Raw genomic sequence first — 15,883 nt, 5'->3', positions numbered from 1 at the left:
ATTTTGATAATGGTAGAGGTCCGGAGAGCCCAGGCTATGGAAGAATTCGTGGCTAAGGACTCCGACGCCGCTGTAGCTGAGAAAGTCCTGCATCTGGAGGTTGTAGTTGTATACTTGTTTTCCGTTTATATAGACGATGGGTTGTCCCCAGATGCCCCAGCGATGCGGCCACAGCAGGCTGTTCCAGGCTCCGGATGAACCCTGAACCACAAAAACGACGTTGTCTACATAACTATCATTGTCACCATCGACTATCAGGTCCGAAGGGATCAGCGGATCGACTGCTGTAACCGCGTTTCTTAACAATGTCCACTCCCTCGCGGGCTTATCAGTGGTATATCCATCAGGATTTGTCGCCTCGTTGTAGGGTTGATAATAGGCGCGCGGAAGGGTGTCCTGCCAGGAGACGACATAGCCATTAACTTCCGGGGGATAGAAGTAACTGTACACAGTCAACTGGTCGTAGCTGGCTTCCAGATAATACTCGCGCTGGGAATTGGCATTCACATTGAACAAACCGTTGTAATAGATGATCTCCTGGCCGAACTCAGGGTCATCGGCAAAACGGATGAAGATCACGATATTGTTGATCAAGCCAATGGTGGGGGCTTTGGAATCCTCGGGCAGGAAAAACCTGGATTGGGAATACTGCCGGTATAAAGCCGGACTGATGTTTATGCCGGGAACCAGGTTCCGGCTTTGTGGCAGGTCCCGTCCCACGACCAAGGGCCCCGCGACCACATCATCGCCGCTGGGTTCGGCATAGCAATACCAGCCAGTCCGCGGATGGGGGATGATCGTGTAGTTGGCTTCATCATGCAGCCAGTTGTGAAATTCATCCCCGCTGGCAAAGCACTTGATCTCCGTTCCGTCTGGCTGTTTGACGGTGACGGGCATATTTCTCAGATAAGCCGACCAGGCTGGGGAGGCAACGAGTAACAAAACTCCCATCACGACCGTTGTAACGATGGTTTTTGCACGCATTGCCGGCTTCTTCTTGGAGTTATTCGTTCCCGGAATGGGAAGAGAAAGCAGCGTGGATTTATTGCCTTCAGAGCCTTTGGTCGCAATTCTCGCACCGATTGCCAGGATCGGTGGCGCCAATAACCTTTTCATTCCGCCTCCTCATTTCTGAGTTACAGAACCAAGCCGCGCAAATGGAGCTGCCTTAGGAAATTCGTATCAACATGCAACTCCTTTCACAGTCGGCAGATATAAGACGATACCAAAATATTGGAATAAGAAATTGCTGTCAAGGAAAAAATGCGGTTGGCGGAGTTGTTTAACTGCCTTATATTTCAAGTCGAATTATGAGTTTTGATGAACATTGTTTCCAGAATTGTCGTTGAGGTAAATTTCCCCTGGCGCCGATCTGGGAAGGGGGGCTCTGGATGGGAACAGGGAAATGTCAGAGGAACAGCGCGAGAGCCACTCAGGCAAAATAAACACCCGGGAAGTGAGCGCGAAAAAAACCGGCACTCCCTCTGGGGCGGGAAAGCCGGTATAATTGGTTGCTGGTCCTGAAAGGCGATCTATTCTACTTTCTTGACGATCAGCTTGTTGCCGTCGATAGACTGGATGACGACTCTGGTGTCTTTTTCGAGCGCGGCTCCATCCTCGGATACGGCGACCCATTCCTCACCGCCGACCTTGACATGGCCCTTTCCTTCGGGCGCTATGGACTGGGTGATGAACCCCGTCCTGCCTTTGAGGGCGGCCACGTTTGTGTCGCCGGTGGCGTGCTGGAGCAGCTTTTTGCCCAGTTTGCGCGCGAACAGGAAGGCAATGAAGCTGATCACGGCAAAGATGATGATCTGCAGCGGAATGCTGGCATCGATGAAGTGGATCAGGCTGAGCAGGCCGGTGCCGATGGCTCCGATGCCCAGGGCGATGAAAAAGAAGGCGGGATCAAGGATCTCGACGATTACGAAGATAATCCCCAGGATTATCCAAACGTGCCAGGGTTCTATCATGGTTTCTCCCAGTTTTGGTTGTCATCTGTGTTTTGATCTTCCCCATCCCCTTGGGGGGCGGAAGGTTTGCCCTTGTAGATGCGTTTCACCTTGCGCCGGTTGGCGCCATAGCCGTGGCGATGGTAGTAGCGGTTGGCATAATTGCCATATCCATATGGAGTTCCGCCGCCCAGATTGCCGAGGCCGAATCCTTTCACGCCCAGCAGGGACAGCAGGTACATGAGCAATTTGGCGCCGTAATAGAGCAGTATGGTGCCAATGAAGAGGATGACCAGGGCCAGTCCGAATTTCTGGGCAAACTGCCTGATCACGGAAACATTCTTGCCGCCGGTGGAGGTGACCAACTGGATGTAGAGCAGGGTCGTTTCGCTCTGCCTGAGGATATCCACGGTGGTCTCGAGCTTGCGGATCTCGTCTATGAGCTGGTTCTTGGCGTCGGTCAGGCTGCCCATGACCCTGTCTCCGTTGCGGTCCATGCCGGCCAGTTCGTTGCGCTTGTTGGCCAGGATCGCTTCTTCGGTAGCCAGCCTTTTGACGACCAGGACGGAATCGACTATCTCCTTGTGTTCCTCGATGTTTCCGGCCTCGGCCAGTTGGCCCAGCACCGTGTTGAACATGCTCCCATCGATCTTGAAGATGAAAATGCCGTAGTTGCTCTTGACATCTTTGAGCAGGGGCTTTCCCAGGGCGTAGGAATTCACAATGCCGTTGACTGCTTCCAGCGCTTTGGCGATACTGGCGCTACGGACGATCACTTTGGCCTTGTTCAGGGACCCAGTGTTGCGGAAATGGGTGTCCGCGTCCCTGAAGACCAGCCTGGTGTCAGTTACCGGGGCCTTATGCAAAAAGGTTGTGAATCCGGCATAAGCCAAAGCGATGAAGATCACAAAGATCGCGATCGCCCTGATCCGACGTCTTGTAGATGTGGCCATTACTACCTCATGTTCTGTATTTATTGATCAATTCCTGTGCGTGCCTGAGCGAAACCGGGGAAACGTCGCCGCCCAGCATCCGCGCCAGCTCTTCCAGCCTTTGCTCCGGCCCCAGGGGCAGCATCCGGATCACGTTCTTGGTCTGTCCGGGCTCCTTTTGCAGGGCAATCTGCTGGTGCGCGATGGCGGCGATCTGCGCCAGATGCGTGATGCAGATTATGCGGTGCCGCTGGGCCAGGCGAAAAATGAACTGGGCCACGTATTCCGCGGTCTTGCCGCCGATCCCGGCATCGATCTCATCCAGGATCATCAGCTTTTCCTCGATCCGCTCGGAGAGCACCTTTTTGATGGCCAGCAGGATGCGCGAAAGCTCACCGCCGGAAGCCACCGCGGAAAGCGGTTTCAGCTCGCTGCCCCGATTGGCGCTGAAGAAAAACTGGCAGGCATCCTGACCCTGTTCGGAACAGGCATCAAGATATTCTGGAATTAGGTTTTTACCATCCGTCTTTTTGTCAATACTTATCTTGAAGCGCGCGTCGGGGATGGAAAGCAGGCTGATGCTGTCCCGGAGTTCGGTGGAGAGCTGTCCGGCCTCTTCCAGCCTCGATTTGCTGAGTTGGTCGCCCATGCCGCGCAGTTCTTGGAACTCGCCCCCGATCTCCTGTTCCAAGGCCTGGATCTTCCCGCTGAGGTCGGCAAAGGCGCGAATAGAAGCTTCCCTTTCCTGGAAAAGGCTGAGCAGTTCTTCGATGCTCTGGGCTTTGTGCTTGTAGAGCAGGTTGTTGATGAGGTCCAGGCGCTCGTTGACGCTCTCCAGTCGGCTGGGGTCCAGGCTGATCGAGGATGTGAGGTCACCCAGCTCGGAAGCAGCGTCCGCGATGGTTTCCTGGCAATCGCGCAGCCCCTGCTCGATTTTGGCGATGCGCTGGTTCAGGGCGGAAAAGCGGGTCAGCCCTGATATGGCCTGGCTGATCCTGGTGTGGACACTTTCTTCGCCGTCGTAGAGGTCGAAGGCCGCAGCCCCGGCGGTTTCGCCGATCTCCTTGGCGTGGCTGAGCAATTCAAACTCCTGCTGCAGCTCGTGGTCTTCATCCGGGCGCAGGCTGGCCTTTTCCAATTCCTCGAACTGATACCGGTAAAGGTCGCTGAGCTGGCGGTTTCTGGCCTCCTCGCTTCTGAGGCTGTCCAGTTCCCGAAGGTCGCCTTTCAGTTTGCGGAAGAGTGAGGCAAAACTCTTCTTGATCTGGCCGTTCTGGGCATAGAGGTCCAGAAGCTGCAATTGGTAGGACGCGGCCAGGAGCCTTTGCTGGTCGCGCTGGTGGTGAAAATCGATCATCAGGGGCTTGAGTTCCCGGAGCAGTGTGGCCGTGACCTTTCTCCCGTTCAGGAAATAGGCGGACCTGCCCGCGGTATTTACCTCGCGGGAAAGGATGAGTTCCGGCTCCGGATCATAACCCTGCTCTTCCAGATACGAGCGCAGTTCCGAATTGGCGGAGATGTCGAAGCTTGCCTCCAGATAGATGGGTTGGCCGGGGTCGAAGGGCTCCAGGGGGGGCGAAGGATCGCCGAAAATGAGAGAGATCGAGCCCACCAGAATGGATTTGCCAGCCCCCGTCTCACCGCTCAGGACGGTCATTCCCGGACCGAAGTCAAGCCGCTGCTCCGGGACGAAAAGATAGTTCTTGATCTGGATTCCGGTCAGCATCTATTTTCCCAGGTTCATCTTGCGGCGCAGGATCTGGTAGAAGGTGCGGTTGGAAAGCTTGATGAACTGCACCTGCTGTTTGGCCGCCGTGATCAGCACCTCGTCGTTATCCTCGATCCGGCTGCAATTCACCCCATCCAGTTGCAGGGAGGCGGGAACCGTGAGCCCGTGCACCTTCATCAGGATGCGGTCCCCGGCGGGAAAGACCATCGGCCGGATGGTCAAAAGATGAGGGTTGAGGGGACTGAGCACTATGGCCCGCATTTCCGGGGAAAGCAGCGGGCCACCCACCGAGAGCGAATAAGCCGTCGAGCCGGTCGGAGTGCTTGCTATGACGCCGTCGCAGCGGGCGTCGAAGACAAATCTGCCCCCGTTGAAGATGCGCACATGGATCAGCCGTGGAGTGTCCGCTTTATAGACCACGGCATCGTTCAGGGCCAAGCCCTTGAAAATTATCTCCCCCTCGCGTTTGAGCTGGCAACTGATCAGCATCCTGGCCAGCAGGCTGTATTTCTTGCTGATCAGGTCGCGGATCGAGGCCTTCAATTCCGTCAGCGTGGTTTCGGAAAGGAAACCCAGGTAGCCCAGATTGATGCCCAAAATGGGCGCGCCCGTTTGCAGGGCTATGTCCTTGGCGCGCAGGATGGTGCCGTCTCCGCCGAAGACCAGCACGCAGTCTATCTTCCCGGAGCGGTTGTTGTTCAGGTCGCAAAAGCCTATTCCTTCCGGCAGGATGTCCTGCTGTTCCCGCAGCCCGTGGAAATTGATGTCGTATTCGCGTTTGAGCCTTTCCAGCAAGGCATAGATCGCCTCCTTGCCGGCATAGGCGGGATTGATGTAGATGGCAAAGTTCTTCATATCAGAGCGAGTCCCTTATCCTGAGGTAGGATTCATAGCGTTCGGCCGGCACCAGCCCGTCTCCCAGGGCCCGGAGCACGGCGCAATCTGCCTCGTGGGTGTGGCTGCAATCCCGGAAGCGGCAGGCGTCGCTCCAGCGCTCAAAACCGGGGAAAACCCTCGGTATGTCAGGCTTGGCGTCCCGATGCAGGTTCACCGTCTTGATCCCCGGCGTATCCAGCAAATGTCCGCCAAAGCTCCACGGGATGAGGATCGACTGGGTGGTGGTGTGTTTTCCCTTTTCATTGCGATCGCTCACCTCGGCAGTGGACAGATTGAGGCGCGGTTCCAGCCAGTTTATGAGCGTGGATTTCCCTGTTCCGGACTGGCCGGAGAACACGCTGTCCCTGTCTTTGAGGGCTTCCTTGAGTTCCGGCATGCCCTCCCCGGTGAGCGGAGAAGTGCATAGCACGCGGAAACCGGATTCCCGGTAATAGGAGACGGTTTCCTCCAGCTCGGCCCTGTCCTGGCAGAGATCGACCTTGTTGACCACGATCAGGGCCTGCAGCCCCTCCAGCGCGGCGATGCAGAGATAGCGGTCGATCAGGCCCGGCTTGATCAGCGGCATCCGCCAGGAAGTTGTGATGATCACCTGGTCGATGTTGGCGGCGAGGATGATCTCCTTTTGAAAGCTGCCCCCGGCATAGCGGGAGAGGGTAGTTTTGCGGGGCAGGATATTCTCGATGCGGTAGTCCGGCGCGTTGGAAAAATCCAGATCCACCACATCGCCCACCGCGGAAAGCGCCTGGCTGGCATAGGTGAATTGCTTCAGCCTGCCGGAAAGCGAGGCCCGGAGGTAAACTCCGCCCACCTCAACCACATAGCTGTAATTGCTCATGATCTCAGCGATCCGGCCCCGCTGCAGTTCGAGGTTCCCTTTATAAACCTCGTGCTGCTTATGGGCCGAACGCAGGGTCTTGAATTCAGCCTGCTCGCGGGTGTCGTCGAGCTCGTCCAGGTCCGGCACCTTGACGGCGGTCATCCGTCCGGAGCGGACCTGGCTTTTCTTTTTATCCTTTTGCTTCATCGCCTCAGATGAAAACCGGGGTCAACCTGTCGAACAGGTCGCCGGCCTCACGGATCCTGGCTTCGTTGCCAAACACGCAGAAATGGTTATTGCTCATGATGGCTTCGATCATGTCGGCATAGGCGCGGATATCCTCGATCCTGGTGGAGAGCACCTCGTCGCGGATCTGCTGGCGATCTTCCTGGGTGAAGCCCGTGATGTAATCTTCATCGGCCTGGGCGCCTTTGGTTTCCGGAGTTTTGGGATAGTTGAGGATCGAAATGTCGCCGATGATGTATTTTTCCAGCTCCCGGCTGCTGCAATCAAAATTGCGCAGGAATTCCGGCACCCGGTTGTAGACGTCCAGGGTCTGGCTCAGATTGGGATCCCGATAGGAGCAGAAATACATGTTCCCCACCGCTGAGAAATTGGCCATGGCGCCATAAGCGCCGCCTTTTTCGCGGATTTCCCGATGCAGGAATTCGTTGGCCAGGATGTTGTTCAGCACCCGCAGTTTCCCGGAATAGGAATAGCCCTTGCGGAAGAAATTTCCGCCCTTGGCGCAGAATTGGACCTGCACCGGCGCCATGATCCCCTCGTTGAGGTCGACGGGATGGAAATGGATCTCCACCGGAGAGTAGACTTCCTGGGAAATGCCGGCCACAAGAGGCTTCAGATATTGGAAGGCGTCAGAGATCCCCTCTTCGTCCGAGGTGAGGCTGAGGATCAGGTTATTCCTGGTGAAGAAGGTCTCCCGGATCCAGTCCAGCCCTTTGATCACGGAGTCCACATCCTCGGCCAGCCGTTTTTCGAGGTCAATCAGGAAATGGTAGTAACCCAGCCCCTGGGTGAGGTCTGAAAAATGGTGGATCTGGCTGAAAGGCGCGAACATGCGGTTGATCGCGACCACCACGCCCCTGCCCAGCAACTGGGCCTCCATCCTGGATTTGGCTTCGCGGATCAGCGTTCCGAGCCGGGCCTTGTCCGTAAACACAGGCCTGAAGGCGTGTTCGGCGGCAAGTTCCACCAGCTTGCCAACCTTGGCCTGCAACGCCTTGCCGGAAACGATGAATTTCGGCATGATCAGGTCCGGGTCCACATAGCTGTTCTTGAGCCCAAACTGCAGGGAGATCCCGCCCGTGTTGATGTCGATCTCGTTGGAAAGGTCGGCATAGCTGTAATTCTGGGTGTCCACCAGACCGGAAAGCGAGGCGTAGAAGGCGAGCCAGGGCAGGTCCTCCTCCTCGGCGTGGCTGAGGTCGAAATAGGCCTTCAGATAGACGATGCCGTTGGTGTTCAGGGGATGTTTCAGCAAAGTAAACTCGGTGTATTTTTCAATCTGGTTGGGATAGCTTTCAGCGCTTGGATCGATGTCTTCGAGGCTCAGCATGGGAATGCGCTCCAAATCTTCGGCGCTGACCTCCTCGTTTTGCCAGTCATGAAGCTCCCGGTTGAATTCGACCAGTTCTTTGATCTGCTTCTTGCTCATCTTTTTCTTGGTCTCGGCCAGCTTTGCTTTCAGATCCCGGTCCTGTTTGTCCACCAGGCCTGGCACCGGCACAAAGGTGATCTGGCTGCTGTGTTGGTTCTTCAGGATGGCTTTTTCTATCAGTGCCTCAAAGTAAGGCTCCGTGAGGCCTTTGCGCAGCTCGGCAAAAACCGGTTCAAAACGCAGGGCCTTGACCGGATCGCCACCGTGCATCCAATCCGACAGTGTGCTCCAGATATAAAACAGGCCTTTGGGGAAATGCTGCATCTGGGCTTCGCGCACAAAGAACTCACGTTTGTTGATCACAGCCTCGATCAGCTTCTTGTCGATCCCATCCTTCACCAGGCGCATGAGCTCAGTGTTGACCAGTTTGACCAGCGCGGGAATGTTTTCCTTTTTAACCTGCTTGAAGGTGAAGATCAGAGTCGGCTGCTTGATATCCATCATCGCGTAGCAATAGGAATCCGCGGCCAGTCCGGATTCCATGATCTTGCGCTTCAGAGGAGAGGCGGGTGTGGACATCAGGATATCGGATAATAGGCTCAAAGCCGCAGTGGTGTGGCCTTCCGTGATCTGCCCCCAGGTGTAGTTCAGGCAAAGATAGTACTGGTCCTCGATGTTCTTGTGCTCGTCCACGGGGTATTCCAGTTCCAGCTTGAGCTGTTTGGCAAAAGGCTTCTGCAGGGGCATGGATACGGTCTTCTGTCCCTTGGTGAAATGGGAGAGGTAATCTTTGTCCATCATTTCCAGGACCGGATCCGGATCCAGGTCACCGTAGATAAAGATGCGCGAGTTATCCGGATGGTAATACTTTTTGTGGAACTCTGTGAACTTTTCATAGCTGAGGGTGGGGATCACTTCAGGATCGCCCCCGGATTCATGGCCATAGGGCGTATCGGGAAATTGGGCGTGCTGGCAATGGCGCTGGATGATGCTGTCCGGATTGGAAAAAGCGCCCTTCATCTCGTTGTAGACGACTCCCTTGATGGTAAGTTCGCCCTCCGGATCGGTCAGTTCGTAATGCCAGCCTTCTTGGTGCAGGATCTTCGGCTCCTCATGGATCCTGGGGAAAAACACCGCGTCCAGGTAGACCCGGGTCAGATTGAGAAAATCCTTGTCATTGGTGCTGGCCACCGGATAGAGCGTCACGTCCGATGCCGTCATGGCGTTGATGAAAGTGTGCAGAGAGCCTTTGATCAGCTCCATGAAGGTCGATTTGCCCGGAAAGTTCTTTGATCCGTTGAGAACCGAATGTTCCAGGATATGGGGGCAGCCGGTGCTGTCCTCCGGAATGGTCTTGAAAGCCACGCAGAAGACCTTGTTGTTGTCTTCGCTGGCGATATGCATCAATTGCGCGCCGCTTTTCTCGTGCTCATAGATATTGGCGGTGGCGTTGATCTCTTCGATCCGGTGTGTTTCCTTGAGCGCAAAGCCGTGCTTCACAGCCTGCTTTTTCATGATATTCTCCTGTATTTAGATCAGATTGTATTCTTTCAGCACTCCGCGCAAAACCTCGCGGTTGGCGTCCTGCAAAGGACACATGGGCAGGCGGAATTCCAGTTCGATCAGGCCCATCATGTGCAATGCTTCCTTGACCGGGATGGGGCTGGTCTCGATGAACAGGGCCTGGTTGATCTTCAGCAGCTGCTGATGCTGCTTCAGGGCGGTGGCAAAATCCCCGGCCAGGCAGGCGGCCATGTGCTCATGCATCAGCTTGGGCAGGATGTTTCCCGTAACGGAGATGGTGCCCTTGAAGCCGCAGGCCATCAGCGGCATGTTGATCCCGTCCTCGCCGCTCAGGCAGGTGAAGCCAGACGGGGCGTCGCGCACGATCTCGGAGGCCTGCACGACCATGTTTGAGGCTTCCTTGATGCCCACGATCCTTTTACATGCTTTGGCTATGCGCACTGTCGTGGCGGAGGTCATGTTCACCCCGGCCCGGCCCATGATATTGTACATGATGATGGGAATGTCCGTATTGGCCTCGACCGCGCCGAAAAACTCGAACATGCCCTGCTGGGTCGGCTTGATGTAATAGGGCACCAACACCAGCGCGTAATCGGCTCCCAGGTCCCGAGCCCGCTTGGTCTGGGAGATCGTGTGGGATAGGTTGTTCGTGCCAGTGCCCACCACCACTGGGACGCGATGGTTGATCCGCTGGATGGCAAAGCGCAGCAGGGCGTCGCGCTCGTCCGAGGCGATGGCAGCGCTTTCGCCGGTGGTGCCGAGCAAAACCAGCCCGTCCGTGCCATTTTCGATCTGAAATTCGATCAGGTTTTCCAGGGCGGAATAATCCACCCCGCCGTTCTTGAAGGGTGTCACCAAAGCCACATTGGAACCTTGCAGCATATCGTTACTCCTTGTATGGCAATATGTTGGAATCGCCGGGCCAAGCCCGGGGACTCCCCGGAACCTGCCCCTTTTAGCAATAATCACATTTTGTTCCAGTTTGCCGGACAATGTCAAATCCGTCAATACAAAATTGCCTCACCGCCAAAAATCGCTTTCACCATATTCAACTTTATGCCAACAAATCACTATCCAGGAAACTGATAGCGACCCCAAGATCCCACCTATCTTCCTGATAAACAACATCTTGCTCCTTCCGCCCTCAAATCAGAGCGTCTATCACTTGTCTATCCACAGTCAATCACTTGTCTATAATAGAGAAGTGATAGACAGTGGATAGGCAAGTGATAGGCAGGGTCAAAAGTGGGCGGTCCCTTCTTTTTAAACAGTCAACCGATTTTAGGACTTGATGGAAAGTAACCCTTTCAAGTATCCACTCCCAATACCCTGGCCGGGATTTTTCTTGACAGGGAATCACCTTTGGGAAAGTATAATACGCATTAGAAACTTGGGAGGAATGATGACCAAGAAACTGATGCTGATGCTAATTAGCGCTCTGCTGCTGGCAGTGGTTTTGGCCGGAAGCCAGGATACAGGCAAGCTGCGAGGCAAGGTGATCGACAATGAGGGCAACGCCCTGAGGGACGCGTTGCTTGAATGCCATCTGGGCGGCCAGCGGGTCGCCGTGGCCAAAACAGACGCCCAAGGCCACTTCCTGATGGAAAGCCTTGTCCCCGGCAAATACAGGCTGGTGGCCTCGCTTACGGGATATGACCCCTGGGAGCGGAACAACATAAAGATCAAAGCCAAGCAAACCACCAGCGTGAACATCACCCTGAAGGTCAAAACCAGCTACACGCTGGAAGAGATGGACATGGGAGAACTGCACATCCGCGGCGGCCGGGCCAACGAGGTCTTTTTCAGCATGGACGGCAAGATGGCCCCCGGTTCCGCGATGCAGCCTGTGCCGGGCTTCGCGCCGTCTTACCTGCCGCCGGATTGGAATACCGAAGATTACAGCCCCATCACCCCCAATATCTTCAAAAGCCCGCTGACGGCGCCGCTTTCCACCTTTTCCATCGACGTGGACACCGCCACCTACAGCAATGTCCGGCGCATGCTGAACCAGGGCCAGCTTCCTCCGCCCAACATCATCCGCACCGAGGAACTCCTGAATTATTTCGAATACGACTACCCCCAGCCCCAGGGCGAGCATCCTTTCTCGGTCTACACGGAAATGGGGGTCTGCCCCTGGAACCATAAGCGCAACCTCGTGCACATCGGCATCCAGGGCAGGAAAATGGACATGGGCGAAGCGCCGCCCAGCAACTTGGTCTTCCTGCTCGACGTTTCCGGTTCCATGGACTCTCCAAACAAGCTTCCGCTGGTGCAGCAAGCGATGAACCTGCTGCTGGAGAACATGAGGCCGCAGGACAAGATCGCCATCGTGGTCTATGCCGGGGCGGCCGGACTGGCGCTGCCTTCCACCTCCGGAGCGGCAAAACCCATGATCTCCGCCGCCATCAACAACCTCGAGGCCGGAGGCTCAACCGCAGGCGGGGCCGGCATCCAACTGGCTTACAAGACAGCGGTGGAAAACCTCATCCCGGACGGCAACAACCGCATCATCCTCTGCACGGACGGCGATTTTAACATCGGCGTCTCCTCTGATGCCGACATGACCAGGCTGATCGAGGAAAACCGGGATAAGGGCGTGTTCCTCACCGTACTCGGCTTTGGGATGGGCAATTACAAGGACAACCGGCTGGAGCTTCTGGCCGACAAGGGAAACGGCAACTATGCCTACATCGACGACATCTCCGAGGCCCGCAAGGTGCTGGTCAATGAGATGGGCGCCACGCTCTTTACCATCGCCAAGGACGTCAAGCTGCAGGTGGAGTTCAATCCCGCGCACGTAAAAGCATACAGGCTGATTGGCTATGAAAACCGGCTGCTGCGTGACGAAGATTTCCGCGACGACACCAAAGACGCCGGTGAACTGGGCGCGGGGCACTCCGTGACCGCGATCTACGAGATCATCCCGACCGCTTCCAAGGAAGAGATTCCCGGGCTCGATCCCCTCAAATACCAGGAGATCAAGATCAGCGAGGAAGCGCGCAAATCACCCGAGGTCATGAATGTGAAACTGCGCTACAAGCCGCCCACAGGCGATGAGAGCATTCCGCTGGAAACCCCGGTCTACAACATAACCCTGGGCCTGGAGGACGTTTCCCAGACCTTCCTCTTTTCCTCAGCCGTGGTGGGCTACGCCATGCTGCTGCAGGACTATGAGGACAAGGGGTCCATGACCTGGGACAAGGTGATCCAACTGGCAGTGGAAAATCTGGGCGCTGATCCGCACGACTACCGGAGAGAATTCATCCAACTGTTAATCAAGGCCGCGCAGCTCAAGACGGAGAACCGTCCCGACTGAACAAGTTAGTTAACTATTGAGAAAGCGGAGAGATCATCTTTCCGCTTTTATTTTCTCCTGCTTTTTCATCTTCCGCCGCAGCAGGTTGGCGTTGGTGACCACGGTCACGGAACTAGTGGCCATGGCGATCTCCGCGATCACGGGATGCAGAGCGCCGAACACGGCCAGGGGTATGGCGACGAGGTTGTAAAAGAAGGCCCAGAATAGGTTTTGGCGGATCTTGCGGAAGGTTTGCAGGGAAAGTTCCACCGCCGTGGGGATCAGTTCCAGCTTGTCCCGCAGAATGGTGATGTCCGCGGCTTCGATGGCAATGTCGGTCCCTTGCCCCATGGCGATGCCGATGTCGGCTTGTTTCAGCGCCGGAGCGTCGTTTATGCCATCCCCGACCATAGCCACGGTACCATATTCCGCTTGTAGTTCACGGATGATGCTGACCTTGTCCGCAGGCAGCGCTTTGGCCCGGAACCTGGAAATCCCAGCCTGTGCCGCGATCGCGGCCGCGGTTTCCTCGTTGTCGCCGCTGAGCAGGATGGACTCTATGCCCTTGTTCCTCAGTTCTTTCACCACTTTGGCGGCTTCGGGGCGCACGCTGTCGGCGATGTAAAACAGGCCCAGAACGCCGTCAGAGTTGGCCAAATAAACGCGGCTGGCGTGTTTGAACTCCGCTGCGGTCTGAATACCCTCGATTCCTGAAATGCCGTTTTCCCGCAGCAGTTCCATGCTTCCCAGCCAATAGGTGCGGGAATTGAGCACGGCTGATACCCCGCGCCCGCTGTGATTGGCAAAATCCTTGATGGGAAGGGGCTTCAGCCCTTTTTTCTCCGCGGCTTCGACGATGGCCAGGGCCAGGGGATGCTCGCTGGCGGCTTCCAAGCTGCGGGCCACCCTCAGAACTTTCTCTTCAGGCGTGTTAATTCCCACGGCCTTTAGCAGCCTGGGTTTTCCATGGGTGAGGGTGCCGGTCTTGTCAAAAACCATGGCCCGCACGTCTTTCATGCGCTGCAAAGCCTCACCGTTGCGGATCAGGATGCCCCGTTCTGCCCCCATGCCACTACCCACCATCAAGGCGGTCGGGGTTGCCAGGCCCAGCGCGCAGGGACAGGCGATCACCAGGGTCGCGATCGCGGCCATCAGCGCGGCCGCGAAACCCGTGTTGGCGCTGCTGAGGGGTACTATCCCGCGCAGGAATTCACCCACTGTCCCCATTACCCCGGGAAAGAGGAGCCAGGCCGCAAATGTGGCCAAAGCCAGAACTAAAACGATCGGCACAAAAACCGCGGTTACTTTGTCCGCCAGAAGCTGGATCGGCACCTTGGAATGCTGGGCCTCCTGCACCAGTTTGATCACCTGGGCCAGGAAACTGTCTGAGCCCACTTTTTCCGCCCGGGCCTGGAAATAACCGTCCAGATTGACGGTGGCGCCAATCACCTGGTCCCCCACCTGCCTTGAGGCCGGCATCGATTCCCCCGTGGCCATGGATTCGTCGATGCTCCCGCTTCCAGACAGGATCACGCCATCCGCCGGGATCTTGGCCCCAGGCTTGACTATGAAAACATCGCCCACCTGGACCTTGTGGACCGGAACTTCGGTTTCAACTCCGTCTTTGAGGATCAGGGCGGTTTTGGCCCCCAAATTCATCAGCTTGCGGATCGCCTCGGAGGCCTTGCCCCGGGCCCGGGTTTCCAGATACCTGCCCGTGAGATGAAAGGCCAGGATCATGGCCGCGATGCCGGAAAAATCGTGCGGGTTGATCCCTTTCACAAAGAGAGACAGCGGCGTCACCATAAAAGAAGCCAAGGTCCCCATGGCGATCAGGACATCCATGTTGGCGCTGCCACTACGTACTGACCTGAGGGCTGAAACGTAAACACCGCGGGCGGGAAACAGCATCGCCAGCAGAGTGAGCCCAAAGATCAGCCACACCCCCTCGTGATGCCAGGCCGGCATAGGTTTGGCCAGCATCAAAGGCAGCATGAGGGCAGTAACGATAACCGCGATTCCCCACACCATCCACATCCGGCGGGCGGCCTGATGCATGTTCCTGATCTGCGTGTCCTCGCCCAAGCTTGCTTCCTGGCGGACTGAATAGCCGGTTGCCGTTATGGTATCCCGAAAATCTTCCGGCCCCAGCAGCTTATCGTCATACTCAATATACGCCTCTTCCAGGGCCAGGTTTACGTTGGCCTTGCTGACGCCCTTCTTTTTGGCAAGAGCCCGTTCCACCGCTGAACTGCAGGCGGCACAGTGCATCCCGTCGATGCCGATGTTTATTTGTTGTTTCATTGGTCTTACTTCCTAATGTATATCTATTTAATATGATATTGGCTAATTCGCTTCAGACAAGCAAAAAAAGCTTGCTTGACAAGACACTAGTGTAGAAAGAGATATTCTGAGGGACAATAGACTGCATTATTAAGGGATCTTTCCACATAATTGCAGATAGGATTGTTTTGTCTCTCTGTCAAAGCTATTGGGCTGTCGAATTGGAACCAAACCTTTTCTGGGCATCGATCCTGTATCGGCGGAGGCAGCGAGGCTTCCTTAGGAAGCAATTTAGGCAGCGGTGCTTCTGCGGAGCGTGCCCTCTCTCTTTGCCGATGGAGTGGTGCTATCGATCATTCATGGATTCGGGAAAATCCACTTTTTCACACATGGCTCCCCTTATCAATACGGTGTCAATACGGACAAAGTCCGTATTGAGTCCGTATTGACACCGTATTGATAAGGAGGGCGATGGCATTAAGATGTTATGAAAAATGGGCTGCCAACTTCCGAATCTACAAAGTGGACAGAGTCCTTTTCCATCTTTTTACAGAGCCCCGCGAACTTTGTAGTAAAGTATATTTTACCACCCCCTTCTGGTCGCGGATGGACACCTGACCCACATGAATTGCACAAGGGCCGGAAGTTATTTCCATTTCAATGCAGAAACACCACATTTGCCATTGGTTAAAGTTATCCATAGCAAAACATTTAAGGCATACCCCCAAAAAAGTGGCATGCTAATGTTATAATCACTTACCTTAAAACGAATAACCTATACATTATGTCCATCGGTTGAATGATTTGGGTCATGTGCGAAAATACATTCCAAGACA

10 protein-coding genes are annotated in these 15,883 nt (G+C 55.6%); 1 reads left to right on the top strand and 9 read right to left on the bottom strand.

Translation table 11 applies throughout. The annotated features are described in order from the left end of the window. From K0B87_06780 to dapA, 8 genes are all read right to left on the bottom strand, one after another. Positions 1 to 1,116: hypothetical protein (locus tag K0B87_06780; GenBank protein MBW6514445.1), on the bottom strand; the 1,116-nt coding region annotated here is incomplete at its 3' end. A 416-nt stretch (positions 1,117 to 1,532) separates the two neighbouring features. Continuing rightward, positions 1,533 to 1,973: an NfeD family protein gene (locus K0B87_06775; protein ID MBW6514444.1), complete on the bottom strand. Its 441-nt coding sequence runs from the start codon at positions 1,971 to 1,973 to the stop codon at positions 1,533 to 1,535. Continuing rightward, positions 1,970 to 2,905 (bottom strand): hypothetical protein, encoded by a 936-nt coding sequence (locus K0B87_06770; GenBank protein ID MBW6514443.1) that lies wholly within the window; start codon positions 2,903 to 2,905, stop codon positions 1,970 to 1,972. Before K0B87_06770 ends, K0B87_06775 begins: the two co-directional genes overlap by 4 nt. Positions 2,906 to 2,912: 7 nt before the next feature. Next, positions 2,913 to 4,610: a DNA repair protein RecN gene (recN, locus tag K0B87_06765; GenBank protein ID MBW6514442.1), complete on the bottom strand. Its 1,698-nt coding sequence runs from the start codon at positions 4,608 to 4,610 to the stop codon at positions 2,913 to 2,915. Beyond that, a complete protein-coding gene (locus K0B87_06760) occupies positions 4,611 to 5,468 on the bottom strand; it encodes an NAD(+)/NADH kinase (protein ID MBW6514441.1) in 858 nt (285 codons plus the stop codon). Position 5,469: 1 nt separating this feature from the next. Continuing rightward, positions 5,470 to 6,534: a ribosome small subunit-dependent GTPase A gene (gene rsgA, locus K0B87_06755; GenBank protein MBW6514440.1), complete on the bottom strand. Its 1,065-nt coding sequence runs from the start codon at positions 6,532 to 6,534 to the stop codon at positions 5,470 to 5,472. Positions 6,535 to 6,538: 4 nt separating this feature from the next. Further along, a complete protein-coding gene (locus K0B87_06750; GenBank protein ID MBW6514439.1) occupies positions 6,539 to 9,460 on the bottom strand; it encodes an insulinase family protein in 2,922 nt (973 codons plus the stop codon). Between the two features lie 15 nt (positions 9,461 to 9,475). Continuing rightward, a complete protein-coding gene (dapA, locus tag K0B87_06745; protein MBW6514438.1) occupies positions 9,476 to 10,351 on the bottom strand; it encodes a 4-hydroxy-tetrahydrodipicolinate synthase in 876 nt (291 codons plus the stop codon). Between the two features lie 517 nt (positions 10,352 to 10,868). Between dapA and K0B87_06740 the strand changes: the two genes are divergently transcribed. Then, positions 10,869 to 12,785 carry a von Willebrand factor type A domain-containing protein gene (locus K0B87_06740; protein ID MBW6514437.1) on the top strand — a complete coding sequence of 639 codons (1,917 nt, stop codon included), beginning with the start codon at positions 10,869 to 10,871 and terminating at the stop codon, positions 12,783 to 12,785. 33 nt (positions 12,786 to 12,818) lie between these two features. On the opposite strand, the gene K0B87_06735 is transcribed toward K0B87_06740, so the two are convergent. Beyond that, entirely contained in the window at positions 12,819 to 15,068 is a 2,250-nt protein-coding gene (locus tag K0B87_06735; protein ID MBW6514436.1) for a heavy metal translocating P-type ATPase, read from the bottom strand. Between the last annotated feature and the right edge of the window lie 815 nt (positions 15,069 to 15,883).

The organism is Candidatus Syntrophosphaera sp. (assembly GCA_019429425.1).
GTDB lineage: Bacteria > Cloacimonadota > Cloacimonadia > Cloacimonadales > Cloacimonadaceae > Syntrophosphaera.
This window is presented reverse-complemented; position numbering and strand designations above follow the sequence as displayed.